The organism is Roseovarius litorisediminis (assembly GCF_900172295.1).
Taxonomy (GTDB): Bacteria; Pseudomonadota; Alphaproteobacteria; order Rhodobacterales; family Rhodobacteraceae; genus Roseovarius; species Roseovarius litorisediminis.
On the sequence record NZ_FWFL01000003.1, the window covers coordinates 101,298 to 118,079 of the forward strand.

The window sequence follows — 16,782 nt, forward strand, 5'->3', positions numbered from 1 at the left end:
GGGGGGCAGGCTAGACCTCATTCCTTACCATTCGGTATTCAAGGGCAGAAAAGCAGGAGGATTATCCATGAAAGATGTTGTTATTGCCGGGGCGGCACGCACACCGATGGGCGGGTTTCAGGGGGACTTCGACGGTGTTGCGGCCAGCGTGCTGGGGGGGGCTGCGATTCGGGCGGCTTTGGCCGATGCAGGTGCTGATACGGTGGATGAGGTGCTGATGGGCTGTGTGCTGCCCGCAGGTCAGGGTCAGGCGCCCGCCAGACAGGCCGGATTTGCTGGCGGTCTGGGTGAAGAGGTGCCCGCCACCACGCTGAACAAGATGTGTGGATCAGGCATGAAGGCGGCGATGATCGGGTTTGACCAGATCGCCCTTGGCCAGACCGACACGATGATAGCGGGCGGCATGGAATCGATGTCGAATGCACCCTACCTGTTGCCCAAGATGCGCAGCGGCGCCCGGATCGGGCACGCACAGGTGATCGACCACATGTTTCTGGACGGGCTGGAAGACGCTTATGACAAGGGCCGTCTCATGGGCACCTTTGCTGAAGACTGTGCTGAGAAGTTCCAGTTCACCCGCGAGGCGCAGGATCAATATGCGCTGGCGTCGCTGTCCAATGCCCTGGAGGCCGAGCGCAGCGGTGCGTTTCAGGGCGAGATCACACCGGTCACGCTTCACAGCCGCACCGGCGAGCGGGTGATTGCCACGGATGAACAGCCCGGCAAGGCACGGCCCGAGAAGATCCCGAACCTGAAACCGGCGTTTCGCAAGGACGGCACGGTGACAGCAGCCAATTCCAGTTCCATCTCGGATGGGGCGGCAGCGCTGGTGCTGGCCTCGGCCGAAGCAGCCGGGCGTCAGGGCCTGAAGGTACGCGCAAGGATCATGGGGCATGCCAGCCACGCGCAGGCGCCGGGCTGGTTTACCACGGCTCCGGTGCCGGCTGCGCAAAAGCTTCTCAAGCAGCTTGGCTGGAGGCTGGGCGATGTGGATCTTTGGGAAGTAAACGAGGCCTTCGCCGTGGTGCCGATGGCGTTTATGCATGAAATGGGCATTCCCCGGGATCAGATCAACGTCAATGGCGGGGCCTGTGCCTTGGGCCATCCGATTGGCGCCTCGGGCGCGCGGATCATGGTGACGCTGCTGAATGCGCTGGAAAAACGCGGGCTCAAACGCGGTATTGCTGCGATCTGCATTGGCGGTGGCGAAGGCACGGCAATTGCCATTGAGCGGGACTAGCTTTCTTCTTGCCATAAATATCCCGGGGGTGCGGGGGCTGGCCCCCGCCTTTTTTCGCTGTCAAAGGTCGAGACATGCAGATTGATTACGACAACCTTGCCAGAACGCTGCGCGCCCTGACGCAAGGCGAAACCGATACAGTGGCCCTGATGGCCACGGTGGTGTGCGAGTTGCACCACGCCGACGACCGGTTCGACTGGACCGGGTTCTACCGGGTGGTGGGCCCGGAGCTGTTGAAGATCGGCCCTTATCAGGGTGGTCATGGCTGCCTGGTAATCCCGTTTTCAAGGGGGGTTTGTGGGGCGGCGGCTCGCACGGGTCAGGTTCAGCTGGTGGACGATGTCGAAGCTTTTGCGGGGCATATCGCCTGTGCCAGCTCGACCCGCTCTGAACTTGTGTTGCCGGTATGGAACAGGCAGGGCCGCCTGCTGGGGGTGCTGGATATCGACAGCGATCAGCCCGCCGCGTTTTCGAAGGTGGATGCCGATGCGCTTAGCGCCCTGATGTCAGATATATTTGCGCCAGTACGATAGAGGCGGCTGAAAACCCCAATACAGTAAAGCGCTGATGCCAGTGACAGAGGCGCAGAATGTAGCGGCGTGTCGGCGGTTTCAGAAATTTGTAATGTCCCAGTCTTTGTACCCGTCGCGCCGCAGGCGTCCCGCCAAGTAGGGCAAGGGTCAGCAGCCCCATTTCCGGTATGCGGCGGTGGCCGCTTGTGGCCTGTTTCAGATCATAGCGATATAAAACCCAGGTGATCAGGTTGATAACGATCAGGTAGGTTGCTGCAACAAGTAGTATATGGGTCAATGCGGATGTCCTTAATCTGCAGGAGTTTGTTAAGTAACATTAACAGCTGTCGGCGGCTTTCTGCCAATTGGGGAAACCCCGTGGTGACATGAAATTTTTCTTGAATTTTTCATGGAATCATTTCATCGTGAAATTTGACTAATAAATTTCACGGACCGGCCCCGATGCACCCATTCGACCCGACCAAGATTCCGACACTGGGGGCCGATCTGCGGGCGCTGCGCAAATCTCGCGGTGTCACGCTTCGCAGACTGTCCGATAAACTGGGGCGGTCAGTGGGATGGCTTAGTCAAGTCGAGCGTGACAAATCCGAGCCCTCCATCACCGACCTGCGCCAGATCGCGGCGGCGCTGGATGTGCCAATCTCGTTGCTTTTCGGACAATCACCAGCGCCAGTCTCTGAGGTTGGCTATGTGGTGCGCGCCCGCGCACGGCGGCAAATCGGTTCGGGGCGGGGTGGGCTGATAGAAGAGTTGCTGTCACCTGACCTTACAGATGATTTCGAAATGGTGCATTCCACCTTTGCCCCTCACAGCCGGGCGGGCGAGGTCATTCAGCGGCCAACCCAGGAAGTGGGATTTTTGATCTCGGGCCAGCTGGACCTGATGATTGATGGAGCGACCTATACCATCCATCCTGGCGACAGTTTCCGCATCCGCGGTGAGCCGCACGAATGGATCAACCCCTATGATGAGCCTGCGGTCGCGATCTGGGTGATCGCACCACCGGTGTATTGAGGTTGCAATGAACTGGGATGCCTGGATCATATTTGCGCTTTTCTGGGCCGTCTTCGTCGTCACCCCGGGGCCAAACGCAGTGAACTGCATCACCAATGGTATGACTATCGGGTTTCGTAGCGGCCTGTGGGCGGTGGTGGCGATCCTGACGCAGGCATCCCTTTTTCTGACCCTGTCTGCCCTGGGGGTCACGGCATTGATCGTGGCCTCACCGGTCACGTTCCAGGTCGTCCAGATGATCGGCGCGGCCTTTCTGATCTATCTGGGCGGGCGCGGCTGGATAATGGCACGGCGGCCTGTGAGGACCGATGAGCGGCCAGGTGGGTCAGTCTACTGGCGTGCTTTTGCGATTGCTACGATCAACCCCAAATCTGTGGCCGGTTACCTGGCGGCGTTCAGCCAGTTCGTGCAACCCGATGTGCCGATTGGCCAGCAGATGTGGGTGATCTTTCCAACTGCGCTGACACTTACCTGTCTTAGCTACGTCACCTACACCGCCCTTGGCGCCGGGATAGGGCGGGCGGCACTGGGCGCGGTTTTCAATGTCTGGCTGCGGCGCGGCTTGGCGTTGTGTTTCATCATCTATGGCATCCTGCTGGGGACTGCTGCATCACCGGGAAGGAACTGAGATGCGCAAGGGATCGTGTTTGTGTGGTGCCGTGGTTTTCACGGTCGAGGGCGACATGAAGCCGCCGATTGCCTGTCACTGCAGGGAATGCCGGCAGCAATCGGGCCACTATTTTGCAGCATCCGAAACCCGAAGGGACGCGGTGAAGTTTACCAATGACGAGGGGCTTGCCTGGTATAAGGCCAGCGATTTCGCTTCGCGCGGGTTTTGCCGGCATTGCGGGTCGAAACTGTTCTGGAGCCGGGATGGAAGCCCCATGATTCATGTGCTGATGGCGTCGCTAGAGGCGCCCACCGCTTTGAAACTTTCCGTGCATATGTGGGCTGGTGAAAAGGGTGACTACTACGACATCGCCGACGGGCTGCCACAGGTTGAGGGAGACGACATATGATACATGGTAATTGTCTGTGCGGGGCGGTGTCATTCACCGTTGATGGGCCCCTGGGCCGCGCAACCTGCTGCCATTGCAGTCAGTGCCGCAAACAGTCTGGGCATTACTGGGCCTCGTCGAGCGCGAAGGAAAACAACGTGACTGTCACCGGCGAGGTTCAATGGTACGAGGCCAGCCCTGCCGCCAAACGCGGTTTTTGCCCGACCTGTGGATCGTTCCTGTTCTGGAAAGCAAACGACGAAGACAGGATCAGTTTTTCGCTGGGGCTGGTGCAGGAGCCAACGGGCCTTCGGCTGGAAAGCCATATCTTTGTGGCGGACAAAGGCGATTATTACGAAATTGCCGACGGACTGCCACAGCTTGAAAAATCCTGAGGCTTGCGGATTGCAAGGCTTCAGACAACATCAAACATTTCGAAACGGAGTTCTGACAAATGGCTGAAATCCCAACCAAGGCAAAGGTTGTCATCATCGGGGGCGGCGTTGTCGGCTGCTCGTCACTGTATCATCTGGCCAAGAAGGGCTGGACCGATTGTGTGTTGCTGGAAAAGAACGAGCTGACGGCAGGCAGCACCTGGCATGCGGCGGGTAATGTGCCGACATTTTCGACCAGCTGGTCAATCATGAACATGCAGCGCTATTCGACCGAACTTTACAGCCGTCTGGGTGACGAGGTTGATTATCCGATGAACTATCACCAGACCGGATCGTTGCGGCTGGCCCATAGTCAGGAGCGAATGCAGGAATTCAAGCGCGCCGCGTCGATGGGCCGGTATCAGGGGATGAATATCGAGATCCTGACACCTGAAGAAACCAAAGAGCGGTATCCGTTCCTTGAAACCCACGATCTGGCAGGCGCGCTTTATGATCCGCATGACGGTGATATTGACCCCGCTCAGGTGACGCAGGCTCTGGCAAAGGGCGCCCGGGATATGGGAGCAAAGATTATCCGCTTCTGTCCCGCCACCGGCGTCACCCAGAACGACGATGGCACCTGGATCGTGCATACCGAAAAGGGGGATATTGCCTGTGAATACGTTGTAAACTCGGCCGGGTATTATGCGCAGCGCGTGGGCGAGTGGTTCAAACCTTATGGCGGGCGCACCGTGCCCATGATGGTGATGAGCCATCAGTATCTGCTAAGCGAAGAAGTGCCCGAGATTGAAGAATGGTCAAAGGCCAATGGCGGCAAAAAGCTACCATTGCTGCGGGATGTCGATATCTCTTACTATCTGCGGCAAGAGAAAAACGGCTTCAACCTTGGGCCTTATGAGCCGAATTGCCGGGCGCATTGGGACACCGGTGCCGATCCGATGCCCGAAGATTTCAGTTTTCAGCTGTGGCAGGAGGATCTGGACCGGATCGAGGATATTGTCACTGACGCGATGGAGCGGGTGCCGCTGCTGGGCTCGTCCGGGATTTCCAAAATCATCAATGGGCCCATTCCCTATGCGCCGGATGGTCTGCCGCTGATCGGCCCGATGCCAGGGGTAAAAAACGCGTTCGAGGCTTGTGTCTTTACCTTTGGCATTGCGCAAGGCGGTGGCGCTGGCAAGGTTCTGGCGGAATGGATCGTCGATGGCGTGACCGAGTGGGATATGTGGTCTTGTGACCCGCGGCGGTATACCGATTACACCGACCACCAGTATTGTGTGGACAAGGGCATGGAGGTTTACGGCAACGAATACGCCATGCATTTCCCGTATCACGAATGGCCCGCAGGGCGTGACCGCAAGCTGAGCCCGGTACATGACAAGGTAAAGCAGTTGGGCGGTGTGATGGGCGCCTATAACGGCTGGGAACGCGCCAACTGGTTTGCGCAGCCCGGTGACGATACCTCGCTTGAGGCAACACATACCTGGAACCGCAAAGGCCCATGGGAGCAACGGATCAGAGAAGAGTGCGAGGCGGTGCGCGACACTTGCGGCGTGCTGGATCTGCCAGGATTTACCCGGCTTTGGCTGCAGGGCGAAGGGGCCGATGAATGGCTGCGCGGGTTTGTAACCGGGGGGCTGCCCAAGATCGGCCGGATGAATCTGGTCTATGTGGCTGATGGCCGTGGCAGGATCGTGACCGAGTTCTCCTGCATCCGCCTGGCCGAGAACAGTTTCGTGCTGATAACCGCCGCCACCGCGCAGTGGCATGATGGCGAACTGGTGCGCAATTCGGTGCCTGCAGGGGTGACAGTGAAGGAAACCACCACCGAGCGCGATGCTTTGCTGGTGGCAGGCCCGAAAAGCCGCGAGATTCTCAGCGACATAACCGACGCTGATCTGTCTGCAGGCTGGCTGACCCATCAGCATTGCTCCGTGGCCGGACAAAAAGCATTTTTGATCCGCGTCAGCTTTACCGGAGAACTGGGCTGGGAGGTGCATGCTGAAAACGATGCGATTCCTGCGATCTATGACGCCCTGATCAGCGCCGGGGTCAAACCCTTTGGCATGTACGCGCTGAATTCCCTGCGGATGGAAAAGGGCTATCGCGCGTGGAAGGGCGACCTGAGCACCGACTATTCCATGCTCGAGGGCGGGCTGGAACGGTTCGTCAGGTTCGACAAACCGCAGGAGTTTACCGGCAAGGCTGCGCTGCTGGCGGAAAAACAGCGCGGGCGCAGGAAGGCCTTTGTTACGTTGATCGTTGACGCGCACGAGGCCGATGCACCTTATATGTCAACGATCTGGCATGATGGGCAGATTGTGGGCGAAACCACCAGCGGCGCCTGGGGCTACCGGGTGAACGCAAGTGTGGCCTTGGGCATGGTACGCGCTGATCTGGCGGAACCCGGCACTGAATTAGAGGTGGAGATTTACGGCGAGCGGTGCAAGGCTGTGGTGCAGCCGGATCAGCCGCTCTGGGATCCGGAAAATGAAAGGATCCGGGCGTGAGCCTTGAGACCTATCTGATATATCTTGGGGTTCTGGCAGCGTTCTTTGCGACGCCGCCGGACACCAGCCAGTTACTGATCATCTCGAACAGCCTGCGCCATGGGTTGCGCCGGACAATGGCAACCGTGGCGGGTGATCTGAGTGCCAACACCATACAGATGACACTGGCCGCTTTTGGCCTGACAGCAATTGTCGCCACGTCTGCAAATGCGTTGGTGTTGGTGAAGTGGTTGGGTGTAACCTATCTGGTCTGGATCGGTTTGCAGCTGATGCTGTCACGGAACGATGAGACAAAGGCAGAACCGGCCCGTGACGGGCAACTATTCCGGCAGGGGTTTCTGACATCATCGGCCAACCCCTATGCGGTGGTTTTCTTTGGCGCGCTTTTCCCGCAGTTCATTGACGTAAGTGAACCCGTTCTGCCGCAACTTTTGATCCTTGGGATCACCTATCTGATTGTCGATGGGGCGATCCTGTTGGCGTGGGGATGGGCGGCAGTGCGCACGCTGGGACGAGTCAGGCAAATGACCGGCATTTGGGTCAACCGCATTTCGGGGGCTTTGATGATCGGGGCAGCGATGTTGCTGGGGGCCAAGGACATGGCACAGGGCCCTGCAAAATGAACCTGCCCACCATCATGTCGGGCGTTTATCTGACGCATCATGGCGGGCCCGAGGCGCTGGAATGGCGCACGGATATTCCGGTGCCGGTACCCGGAAGTGGTGAAGTATTGGTGAAGGTGCTGGCAGCTGCGGTCAACAACACTGACATCAACACGCGTATCGGATGGTATGCGCCCGAAGTCACCGGCGCCACGGACCAGGCCTCACCCGTGGGGGATGAGACTGCGGGCGGATGGTCGGGTGCATTGAACTTCCCCCTGATTCAGGGTGGTGATCTGTGTGGCCGGGTGGTGGAGGTGGGGTCGGATGTATCGGGGATCCGCCCCGGACAGCGGGTAACCTGCCCGATCAACCAACCGCGCCCGACGGAAGAAAACCCGGTCGGGTTTGTCGCCATCGGATCAGAATACGATGGGGCCTTTGCCGAGTATTGTCTGGTGCAAGAGCGCGATTTGTATGATGTCAGCGCGTCGCCGCTGACGGATACCGAAATTGCCGCGATCCCCTGTGCCTTTGGCACAGCAGCGGGGCTGCTGCACCGTGCGGGTGTCGGACCGGGCCATCAGGTGCTGATCACCGGCGCGTCTGGCGGGGTTGGGCTGGCTGCTGTGCAACTTGCCACAAAGATGGGTGCGCGGGTTACGGGGATATCCTCGGCCAGCAAGGCAGACACCGTGCGGGGCGAGGGGGCCGAAACGGTCCTGAAGCGTGGTGCCCCGATCCCCGAGGCCAAGTTCGATTGCGTGATAGATGTGGTGGCGGGCGATATCTGGGGTGCGCTGATTGATGCGCTGAAACCCGGTGGGCATTATGCCGTGGCCGGTGCCATTGGCGGAGCGGTGGTCGAGGCAGATATGCGCCGTATTTATCTGCGTGACATTACGATCCATGGCTGCACGTTTCAGCCGCCCGAGGTTTTTGCGCATCTCATCGGTATGGTGAATGCGGGGCAGGTCAGGCCTCTGATCTCAAAGACCTACCCGATGGATCGCATCGCTGAGGCACAGCAAGACTTCCAGTCAAAACAGTATCCCGGCAAGCTGGTGCTTTTCCCTGTTCCCGGGTGAATCCTGGACAATATCGATGCCGTTTCAGACTAAGAGTGTGCAACAGATGGCACGCGCCCCCTTCACAAAGGCGCGACCATAGTAGAATGGCTGTTCTGAATAAAACTGAAACATCCGGAGATGCGGCAATGACGGAAATTACCTTGTTGGATGGCTCGATTGGGCAAGAGATCGTCAAACGGTCGGGTGACAGGCCAACCTTTCTGTGGTCCACCAGCGTGATGATCGAAAAGCCCGGAATCGTTGGCAACGTTCATAGCGATTACTTTGCAGCAGGGGCCACAGTGGCCACCACCAACAGCTATGCCCTTCATCGCGACCGGCTGGAGCGGGTGGATATGCTGGATCAGTTCGAAGCCCTGATTGAACGCTCCTTGACCGAGGCAGAGGCGGCAAGAACGGTAAATGGAGGCGGGCGCATTGCCGGGGCACTGGGGCCGCTTGGGGCCTCTTACCGCGTCGACGTCTGCCCCGAACCGGATATGGCTGCCGGTTTGTTCTCCGAAATTGTCACGATGATGGATCACCGGGTTGATCTGTTCGTGATCGAAACTGTTGTATCATTGAAACATGCCGAAGGAGCGTTGCGCGGCACCGCGAAAGCCAGCAAGCCGATCTGGCTGGCTGTGTCGGTGGATGATGACGACGGGACGGTGTTACGCTCGGGTGAAGCGGTTGCGGATCTTGCCGAGATCGTGAACCACCATGCGCCCCAGGCGGTGTTGGTGAATTGTTCGCGCCCCGAAGCAATTGCAAGCGCGCTGGATATCATCAAAGGCTTTGGGCGTCCGTTCGGAGCCTACGCCAACGGCTTTACACGGATCAGCGAAGGCTTTCTGAAAGACGCCCCCACGGTTGAGGCGCTTCAAGAGCGCGTTGACCTTGATCCCATGGCCTATGCGCGGTTTGCCATGGGCTGGGTCGATCAGGGGGCTACAATCGTCGGCGGCTGCTGCGAGGTAGGCCCGGCGCATATCGCCGAGTTGGCCAGACAGTTGCGTACCGCCGGGCATGCGATTGTCTGAGGGCCCGGCATGGCAGGCGCGCAACCCGAAAAGATCAGGTTTGATCTGCTGCTGATCGATGGTTTCGTCCTGACCGAATATGCAGGGGTGGTCGATCAGCTGCGGTTGGCCAACCGGATCATGCTGAAGCCGGTTTTCGAATGGCGCAGCCTGTCGGCAACAGGGGGGGCAGTGTCATGTTGGTCAGACGCCTGGGTTGAAACCGTGCCGTTCGATCCCAAGCCCGAGGTGGACTATGTTTTCGTACTGGGGAATTCCGACCCGGGGAATCCCGGCCTGTCGCTGGGCCGGGTGATTGACGCATACGCGGCGCGCCAGACCAAGGTTATTTTGCTGGCTGAAGCCGCCAGTCGATACATCAGTGAGCGCGGTGGTCCCGGCCTGACCACCCATTGGGAAAACCGCGCTGTGCTGCAAGAGAAGATCGGCCTCGAGGCAGGCAATCAGGCATTGGCAACCGAACGCGGCCAGATCATCACCAGTGCCGGAATGGGCTCGACGGTAGACGTCGTCCTGACAATCATGGCGCGGCATATCCCGGCTGCAACCGTTTCGACAGTGGCTGACATCCTGTTGCATGATCACATCCGCGATCTGGGCTCGCTTCAGCCATTTGGCGGCAAACGCATCGTCCTTACCGGCGATGACGAGCTGGATTTGTGTGTTGAACTGATGCAGGCGAATATCGAAGACCCTCTGCCCATTGCCGAACTGGTAAGGTTGGTGGGGATTTCTTCGCGCTCGCTGGAGCGGCGGTTTCGGGACAAGTTGGGTACGCGTCCGGCGGAATATTACCGTGCTCTAAGGCTGAACAGAGCCAGCAATCTGCTGCTGAATACGACGATGCCGATCAATGAGATTGCCCTTGCCTGCGGGTTTCCCAGTGGGTTCACGCCACATTACCGGGCGTATTTTGGACTGACGCCGCAAGCTGCGCGTAAAAAACTTCGGGATCCGGAATAGATGCGCTGGTGCTGAATTCTTTGGTATGTTTGACGCAAAAAGGCAGGGCACCCTGAAAATATAAATGCCACAATCGGGTGGAGTTGAACATGCCGGAAACAAAGTGAGACGCCCCTATACCCGGGCGACGCGCGGACCGTCGAACCAGACGGCCTGCCTTGCATAAGGAGAGATCAAAATGGAACTACCAAAATCGGCACGCGTAGTAATTATTGGCGGTGGTGTGGTGGGGTGCTCGGTCGCGTATCATCTGGCGAAACTGGGGTGGAAAGATGTTGTACTGCTGGAGCGCAAACAACTGACCAGTGGCACCACTTGGCATGCGGCCGGGCTGATCGGCCAATTGCGGGCCAGTTCCAACATGACGAAACTCGCCCGGTATTCGGCTGAATTGTACCGTGGATTGGAAGAAGAAACCGGCGTGGCGACGGGCCTGCGGCAGGTAGGGTCCGTATCGGTTGCCCTGACTGAAGAGCGGCGCGAAGAGCTTTACCGTCAGGCGGCCATGGCACGTGCCTTTGGCGTGCCGGTGGAAGAACTTTCACCCAAAGAGGTCAAAGAGCGTTATGAACACATTAGCCTTGAAGGAGTGACAGGCGGAGTCTGGCTGCCAACCGACGGGCAGGCGGACCCGGCCAATATCGCGCTGGCGTTGGCCAAGGGCGCGCGTCAGAACGGGGCTTTGATTAAGGAACGTGTTAAAGTCAACGCGATTTCCCGTTCAGGTCGTCGGGTGACCGGTGTTGACTGGGCCAGCGATGACGGTACTGCACAGGGCCATATCGCCTGCGACATGATTGTGAACTGCGCCGGCATGTGGGGCCATGAAGTGGGTCGGATGGCAGGTGTAAACGTGCCGCTGCACGCCTGCGAGCATTTCTACATCGTGACCGAAGCGATTTCCGGCCTGACCCAAATGCCGGTGCTGCGGGTGCCCGATGAATGCGCCTATTACAAGGAAGATGCAGGTAAATTCCTGCTGGGTGCCTTCGAGCCCAACTCGAAACCCTGGGGCATGAACGGCATCCCCGACAGTTTTGAATTCGACCAGCTGCCCGAGGATTTCGATCATTTCGAGCCGATCCTTGAAGCCGCCTGCAGCCGTATGCCGATGCTGGCCGAGGCTGGCATTCACACCTTTTTCAACGGGCCTGAATCGTTCACGCCCGACGATGCCTATCATCTGGGGCTGGCGCCAGAGATGGACAATGTCTGGGTGGCCTGCGGTTTCAATTCGATCGGGATCCAGTCGGCAGGCGGGGCCGGTCATGCCCTGTCGCAATGGATGGATAGTGGCGAAAAACCGTTTGATCTGGGTGATGTGGACATCAGCAGGATGCAACCGTTTCAGGGCAACAAACACTACCTTTTTGAACGCTCCAAGGAAACGCTTGGTCTGCTTTACGCCGACCATTTCCCTTACCTGCAGAAGAAAACCGCGCGCGGGGTACGGCGTACACCGTTCCATCACCACCTGCTGGAGCAGGGTGCAGTGATGGGCGAGATTGCGGGATGGGAACGCGCCAACTGGTTTGCCAATGAGGACCAGGAGCGGGAGTATCGCTATTCGTGGAAACGGCAGAACTGGTTTGAGAATGCTGCCGCCGAGCACACTGCCATCCGCACCAATGTCGGCATGTACGACATGTCTTCCTTTGGCAAACTGCGGGTCGAGGGGCCAGACGCCGAGGCGTTTCTGAACTATGTGGGCGGTGGCGATTATTCTGTGCCGGTGGGCAAAATCGTCTATACCCAATTTCTGAACAACCGGGGCGGGATTGAGGCCGATGTCACCGTGACGCGGTTGAGCGAGACGGTCTATCTGGTGGTGACGCCGGCCGCGACCCGCCAGGCTGACCAGACATGGATGATGCGCCACAAGGGCGAATTCAACGTAGTGATCACCGATGTGACGGCGGGTGAGGGCGTGCTGGCGGTAATGGGTCCCAAGGCCCGCGAGGTGTTGCAGGCAGTGTCACCGGCAGATTTCTCGAATGCGGTGAACCCGTTTGGTACCGCGCAAGAGATTGAGCTGGGTTTCGGTCTGGCGCGGGTACACCGGGTGACCTACGTAGGTGAGCTGGGTTGGGAGATTTATGTCAGCTCAGACATGGCAGGGCATGCCTTCGAGGTGCTGCACGAGGCCGGGCAGGCGCATGGCATGAAACTGTGCGGCATGCATATGATGGACAGCTGCCGTATCGAAAAGGGCTTTCGCCATTTCGGCCATGATATCACCTGCGAAGATCATGTGCTGGAAGCAGGATTGGGCTTTGCCGTGAAGACTGCCAAGCCTGACTTCATCGGTCGTGATGCAGTGCTGCGCAAAAAGGATGAGGGGCTGAATGCGCGCATGGTGCAGTTCCGCCTGACCGATCCCGAGCCGCTGCTGTATCATAACGAGCCGCTGCTGCGTGACGGCGAGATTGTCGGCTATCTGAGTTCAGGCAACTACGGCCACCATCTGGGCGGGGCGATGGGCATGGGGTACGTGCCCTGCAAAGGGGAAACGCCCGAGCAGGTTCTGGCCTCGGAGTATGAAATTGACGTTGCAGGCACACGGGTGAAAGCCGATGCATCGCTCAAACCGATGTATGACCCGAAAGGCGAACGAGCCAAAGTGTGAGGTCAGGTTGTCAGATTGTGCGCGCCTTAGGGCGCGCGCTGGTTGTCTCGTTATCCGCCTTTGGCGTTTTCCTTGGGTTGTCTCCGGCAAGAAGAAGCCGGGGTGTGGCCCTGGCGTGGGGGATGGTGTAAGCGACGGGCATGTCTGAGTATACCCCGCCTGATACAGCCCTGGATATTTTGCACGAAGATCACGAACTTGTCGTGGTCAACAAGCCTGCAGGGCTTTTATCGGTGCCGGGCAAGGGGGAACATCTGGCTGATTGCCTGTTGACCCGTGTGCAGGCCGTTTTTCCGCAAACCCTGCTGGTGCACCGGCTGGATCGGGACACGTCGGGGGTGATGGCATTTGCTCAGACGCCCCATGCGCAGCGGCATCTGGGGCTGCAGTTTGAAAAGCGGCAGACAAAGAAAACCTATGTGGCACGGGTACTTGGCCGGTTAGAGCCAAAGACAGGCACGGTTGATCTGCCGCTGATCGTCGACTGGCCGAACCGACCGTTGCAGATGGTGTGTCATGAGACCGGCAAAGAGGCCGTGACCGACTGGCGGGTGCAGCGTTATGCGTCGGGTGAGACCCGCGTGCGGCTTATGCCAAAGACCGGGCGCAGCCATCAGTTGCGGGTGCATATGAAGGCATTGGGCCATGTAATTCTGGGGGATCCGCTATATGCGGAGGGGCCCGCGCGTGATTTTCCGCGCCTGATGCTGCATTCCGAAGAGTTGCGGCTTAGGCACCCCGATGGCGGGCGCGGCATGGTGTTTCGGGCAAAAGTGCCGTTCTGATCGGCAGCGTACGAAGTGTACGGAACGTACGCGGATTTGGTACGGTTTCAGGTGTCTGAGATTTCAGGAGCGGAGTTTGACAACGAATGACCGCTTTTGAGCCCTTTGCAGAACGGACACCTTGCCCGGATGTGCGCCCCCCGCGGTCAGGCACCGCCCGGCACTCAACGGCAGCAATGTCCGCGTAGCGGCATGCGGTTGATAGCTGTTTATGAATATCGCCGGGCGCATCTTGATTTACGCGGGCCTAGGGACGCAGGACGCGGTCGGTCAGGTTGAGCCGGGCGGCGATGATCGGTTTCAGTACGGTGGCCAGATCGGGATCGGAGGACTGCAGTACCTCAAGTTCGTCCAGACGATTGGTGGCGACAAGTTGCAGTGCATCCATTCGTGGGGTGCCGTCGGCGTGACGGGGGAGTTTGGCAACGGGCTGAATCAGTTCTGGTTTTGGGTCGGGGGCGATTTTGGATAGCGCCTGTGTCGAAAGACCGGTTTCGGCAAAGACATAAAGACCAACCCCCTTGGCGGGCAGGGCGTAGGTGCAGATGGCGACGTCGTTGACGTCTTGCTGCGCCAGAAGGGCGGCGCGCAGGGCGGGGCCGTCACGCTCTATCCGGTCTTCGGTGCCTTCGCCGTCGGACCAGTTCATCACACGGCGGGTGATGAAATTGTAAAGCCTCTTGCCGGTGGCCATCCAGAGCCGCGCGGGCAGGGCCTTGGTCGCCAGCATCTTATGCTCGGATGGCGTGAGCAGGTCAGGCGCATAGGCACGTTTCTGTTTCAGCAGGTGGCGTAGGTCTTCGCGGGCCATGGTGCGAAACAGCGGCCCACGGCGGCGATGCACCGAGGCGAGTTGAAAGTCGATCACGGCAGCCCGGCCATCCGGCGTCATCAGCCAGTTCTGCGGTTTGGCGATGTCGTTATGGGTGACACCGGCCCGACGCATTTCACGCAGCAGACGTTTGGCATCGCGGTACCACGCGGGATCGATGGGTTTAGCCAGTTGCAAAGGCGTGCCCTGGGTCCAGCTGCGCAACAGGCCGGTTCTGTCTGAGCGGACAAGGACAGGGCAGCCTTTGATACCCTGCACGGCCCGCAAGCCGCGGATTTCCTTGCGTGCCAGAAACCAGGCGATGGGGCGGGCATAGCGTGGCACGCCATCCAGTTTGCGCAGGACAACGGGGAAATCGGGGATGCCTTCAAGGTGGCCCGAAATCGTTTCGGAAAAGATATCTCGCTTGTGCACGGTCTCGGGCACAAAGCGGGCGTTGGCGATATCTGGTTTGGCTGTCATGCGGCTGGTCTTAGAGGGTTTCGTAGGTCGGGGGAAGCGCGGCCCCGCCGGAATTGCGCACTGTCGCGTTAAAAGCGGGCCCAGGCATCTGGCAGGATGTCAGGGTTGGGGGGATGATCCGGACCGAACCACTTTCGCGGTGCGGCTACGATCCTGTCGGGATTGGTGTTGAGCCAGGCGCCCCACCACGAAAACGTCGAGTTGGCGATGACGTTGTGGTTACACAGCGATTGCAGGTGCAGGTCGAAATGGCCCGAGGCCTCGTCATTGATGTCGACAATCACGGTCTTGTAGCCCAGATCAAGATTGTCGCGCGCCCAGGCGGGATCGTTGGAGAAAACGAAACAGGTCAGCGGGCCATTGGTGTTGACCGAGATATATTCGAGCGCCGCGCGGTAATATTCGGGCGTGCAGGCGGCATAGGCACCGGATTTGAGGTAATCACCGCGACGCAGGTGCAGCGAGACGGCACCGGGTGTTTCGGTGATGCGCGCGGCCATATCGGCATTGGCGCCGTCAAGCGGGGTCGTGAAGGTAAGATCCTGATGCAGTTCGTCTGTGATGTTCAGGAAGTAGCGGTCGGATTGCCAGTAGCCGTGCAGGTAGGTACCCGGTGGGCGAAACCGCTGGCCGGGATCGAATGCCAGACCGTTTTCGCGGTAGAGCCGCGGGTAGCGGTTGAGCAGAAGCTTGGGCCGGTGACTGAGAAGGCGCCATAAACCGTAAAGCAGCATACCGTCGGATTTGGCCGGGGGCAGGGGGCGGTCGCGCAGGAAACGTGCATTCTGGAAATGCACGAAACAATCGTTGCGGTTTTCCAGCCCGGCAAGGTAGCGCGTGTCGATTACCAGATCGCAGCCCAGACGATCAGCCAGCGCGCGCCCGGCGGAATATTGAAAAAGCTGATTGCCGATACCGCCGAAAAGTCTTGTGTAGACCGATCTTTCAGGCATTGGACAGCCCACCTTTTTGTGGCGCAGAGCTCTGGCGTGACAGGCGGGAAACGGCTGATCGGTAATGCGTGCGCGCCGCTTCGCGCCAGACCTTTTCCCAGAATGGTTTCTTGCCGCCCTGAATGGTCGACCCATCCAGCGTATCGGCGATATCGCAAATACCTGACGGATAAATCTCGGCCGGGCGCAGTCCGGTATGCCAATGACTTTGCACAAAGGTATCCACGGGGCGGTCGATGGTTTCGGACAGGGCCAGCAGCCGTGCTGCAGCCTGTTTGCTGACCATCTGCGCGGTGGTGCGCAGCCCGGTGTTTTGCGGCACAACCAGCGCAGAAGACCCCGATGTGTCAATCAGGGTCGAGGGGCCTTTGTGGTGGCGGGTCTGGAACTGGATATAGCCCAGTTTCTGAATATGGGTCTGCGCCAGATCAATGGCGGCATCCAGCACATCGGTCTCAATTCCTGCGTCGTCCTCGATGATCAGCGCAGCCTCAATGTTGCACGCCTGCATCTCGGCCCAGATCTGGCGGTGGCTAAGAAAGCAGCCGATCTCGCCGGTTTTCAGGGGAAACGGATAGGTCGGTTGAAAAAGTTTCGCACCAACGGTTGTCTCCAGATCGCCCGAGGACATGGCAGACCCGTCTACGGCTGGCCAGATTTCTCCGGCCAGCCCGCAGTTTTCCAGCAGCTTTTTCGCATTTTCCCGGCGTTTTTCTGCGCGAGTCAGATGCAGGATAAAAGCGTGTAGCTGCATGG

The 16,782-nt window shown here is 59.0% G+C and carries 17 protein-coding genes; 13 read left to right on the plus strand and 4 right to left on the minus strand.

Features of this window, described 5'->3' with window-relative positions:
- Window positions 1-67 precede the first annotated feature (67 nt).
- Entirely contained in the window at window positions 68-1,240 is a 1,173-nt protein-coding gene (locus tag PEL8287_RS06645) for an acetyl-CoA C-acyltransferase (protein WP_085891604.1), read from the plus strand.
- 74 nt (window positions 1,241-1,314) lie between these two features.
- Window positions 1,315-1,773, plus strand: a complete 459-nt coding sequence (gene msrC / locus PEL8287_RS06650) for a free L-methionine (R)-S-oxide reductase MsrC (RefSeq protein ID WP_085891605.1) — start codon at window positions 1,315-1,317, stop codon at window positions 1,771-1,773.
- Here the strand turns inward: msrC and PEL8287_RS06655 are convergent.
- Window positions 1,733-2,050, minus strand: coding sequence for a DUF1294 domain-containing protein (locus PEL8287_RS06655; protein ID WP_085891606.1), 318 nt, complete (start codon window positions 2,048-2,050; stop codon window positions 1,733-1,735). The genes msrC and PEL8287_RS06655 overlap by 41 nt on opposite strands.
- A gap of 164 nt (window positions 2,051-2,214) precedes the next feature.
- On the opposite strand from PEL8287_RS06655, the gene PEL8287_RS06660 reads away from it, so the two are divergent.
- The 11 genes from PEL8287_RS06660 to PEL8287_RS06710 all read left to right on the plus strand — a co-directional run bounded on the left by PEL8287_RS06660 (window position 2,215) and on the right by PEL8287_RS06710 (window position 13,779).
- Window positions 2,215-2,787: a helix-turn-helix domain-containing protein gene (locus PEL8287_RS06660; protein ID WP_085891607.1), complete on the plus strand. Its 573-nt coding sequence runs from the start codon at window positions 2,215-2,217 to the stop codon at window positions 2,785-2,787.
- A gap of 7 nt (window positions 2,788-2,794) precedes the next feature.
- The gene (locus PEL8287_RS06665; RefSeq protein ID WP_085891608.1) at window positions 2,795-3,415 is read left to right on the plus strand and encodes a LysE family translocator; all 621 of its coding nucleotides are present in this window, start codon (window positions 2,795-2,797) and stop codon (window positions 3,413-3,415) included.
- Between the two features lies 1 nt (window position 3,416).
- Entirely contained in the window at window positions 3,417-3,806 is a 390-nt protein-coding gene (locus PEL8287_RS06670) for a GFA family protein (protein WP_085891609.1), read from the plus strand.
- Window positions 3,803-4,180 (plus strand): GFA family protein, encoded by a 378-nt coding sequence (locus PEL8287_RS06675; protein ID WP_085891610.1) that lies wholly within the window; start codon window positions 3,803-3,805, stop codon window positions 4,178-4,180. The genes PEL8287_RS06670 and PEL8287_RS06675 overlap by 4 nt, the downstream gene beginning before the upstream one ends.
- 59 nt (window positions 4,181-4,239) lie before the next feature.
- On the plus strand, window positions 4,240-6,690 hold the full coding sequence (locus PEL8287_RS06680) for a GcvT family protein (protein ID WP_085891611.1): 2,451 nt from the start codon (window positions 4,240-4,242) through the stop codon (window positions 6,688-6,690).
- Window positions 6,687-7,313, plus strand: a complete 627-nt coding sequence (locus tag PEL8287_RS06685; protein WP_085891612.1) for a LysE family translocator — start codon at window positions 6,687-6,689, stop codon at window positions 7,311-7,313. Before PEL8287_RS06680 ends, PEL8287_RS06685 begins: the two co-directional genes overlap by 4 nt.
- Entirely contained in the window at window positions 7,310-8,380 is a 1,071-nt protein-coding gene (locus PEL8287_RS06690) for an alcohol dehydrogenase catalytic domain-containing protein (protein WP_085891613.1), read from the plus strand. Before PEL8287_RS06685 ends, PEL8287_RS06690 begins: the two co-directional genes overlap by 4 nt.
- Before the next feature lie 128 nt (window positions 8,381-8,508).
- A complete protein-coding gene (locus tag PEL8287_RS06695) occupies window positions 8,509-9,405 on the plus strand; it encodes a homocysteine S-methyltransferase family protein (protein ID WP_085891944.1) in 897 nt (298 codons plus the stop codon).
- A gap of 9 nt (window positions 9,406-9,414) precedes the next feature.
- Entirely contained in the window at window positions 9,415-10,368 is a 954-nt protein-coding gene (locus tag PEL8287_RS06700; protein WP_085891614.1) for a GlxA family transcriptional regulator, read from the plus strand.
- Between the two features lie 178 nt (window positions 10,369-10,546).
- Window positions 10,547-12,994, plus strand: a complete 2,448-nt coding sequence (locus PEL8287_RS06705; RefSeq protein ID WP_085891615.1) for a GcvT family protein — start codon at window positions 10,547-10,549, stop codon at window positions 12,992-12,994.
- Window positions 12,995-13,134: 140 nt separating this feature from the next.
- Window positions 13,135-13,779 (plus strand): RluA family pseudouridine synthase, encoded by a 645-nt coding sequence (locus PEL8287_RS06710; RefSeq protein ID WP_085891616.1) that lies wholly within the window; start codon window positions 13,135-13,137, stop codon window positions 13,777-13,779.
- Between the two features lie 247 nt (window positions 13,780-14,026).
- Here PEL8287_RS06710 and PEL8287_RS06715 read toward each other — a convergent pair whose 3' ends face one another.
- From PEL8287_RS06715 to PEL8287_RS06725, 3 genes are all read right to left on the minus strand, one after another.
- On the minus strand, window positions 14,027-15,073 hold the full coding sequence (locus tag PEL8287_RS06715; RefSeq protein WP_085891617.1) for a serine/threonine protein kinase: 1,047 nt from the start codon (window positions 15,071-15,073) through the stop codon (window positions 14,027-14,029).
- A gap of 68 nt (window positions 15,074-15,141) precedes the next feature.
- Entirely contained in the window at window positions 15,142-16,026 is an 885-nt protein-coding gene (locus PEL8287_RS06720) for an alpha-1,2-fucosyltransferase (protein WP_085891618.1), read from the minus strand.
- Entirely contained in the window at window positions 16,019-16,780 is a 762-nt protein-coding gene (locus PEL8287_RS06725) for a glycosyltransferase family 25 protein (RefSeq protein ID WP_085891619.1), read from the minus strand. Before PEL8287_RS06725 ends, PEL8287_RS06720 begins: the two co-directional genes overlap by 8 nt.
- Window positions 16,781-16,782: the final 2 nt, after the last annotated feature.

Bases quoted from the DNA above. Each gene is read 5' to 3' on its own strand.
- PEL8287_RS06645 (WP_085891604.1), top strand. From the start codon at position 68: ATGAAAGATGTTGTTATTGCCGGGGCGGCACGCACACCGATGGGCGGG.
- msrC (WP_085891605.1), top strand. From the start codon at position 1,315: ATGCAGATTGATTACGACAACCTTGCCAGAACGCTGCGCGCCCTGACG.
- PEL8287_RS06660 (WP_085891607.1), top strand. From the start codon at position 2,215: ATGCACCCATTCGACCCGACCAAGATTCCGACACTGGGGGCCGATCTG.
- PEL8287_RS06665 (WP_085891608.1), top strand. From the start codon at position 2,795: ATGAACTGGGATGCCTGGATCATATTTGCGCTTTTCTGGGCCGTCTTC.
- PEL8287_RS06670 (WP_085891609.1), top strand. From the start codon at position 3,417: ATGCGCAAGGGATCGTGTTTGTGTGGTGCCGTGGTTTTCACGGTCGAG.
- PEL8287_RS06675 (WP_085891610.1), top strand. From the start codon at position 3,803: ATGATACATGGTAATTGTCTGTGCGGGGCGGTGTCATTCACCGTTGAT.
- PEL8287_RS06680 (WP_085891611.1), top strand. From the start codon at position 4,240: ATGGCTGAAATCCCAACCAAGGCAAAGGTTGTCATCATCGGGGGCGGC.
- PEL8287_RS06690 (WP_085891613.1), top strand. From the start codon at position 7,310: ATGAACCTGCCCACCATCATGTCGGGCGTTTATCTGACGCATCATGGC.
- PEL8287_RS06695 (WP_085891944.1), top strand. From the start codon at position 8,509: ATGACGGAAATTACCTTGTTGGATGGCTCGATTGGGCAAGAGATCGTC.
- PEL8287_RS06700 (WP_085891614.1), top strand. From the start codon at position 9,415: ATGGCAGGCGCGCAACCCGAAAAGATCAGGTTTGATCTGCTGCTGATC.
- PEL8287_RS06705 (WP_085891615.1), top strand. From the start codon at position 10,547: ATGGAACTACCAAAATCGGCACGCGTAGTAATTATTGGCGGTGGTGTG.
- PEL8287_RS06710 (WP_085891616.1), top strand. From the start codon at position 13,135: ATGTCTGAGTATACCCCGCCTGATACAGCCCTGGATATTTTGCACGAA.
- PEL8287_RS06715 (WP_085891617.1), bottom strand. From the start codon at position 15,073: ATGACAGCCAAACCAGATATCGCCAACGCCCGCTTTGTGCCCGAGACC.
- PEL8287_RS06720 (WP_085891618.1), bottom strand. From the start codon at position 16,026: ATGCCTGAAAGATCGGTCTACACAAGACTTTTCGGCGGTATCGGCAAT.
- PEL8287_RS06725 (WP_085891619.1), bottom strand. From the start codon at position 16,780: ATGCAGCTACACGCTTTTATCCTGCATCTGACTCGCGCAGAAAAACGC.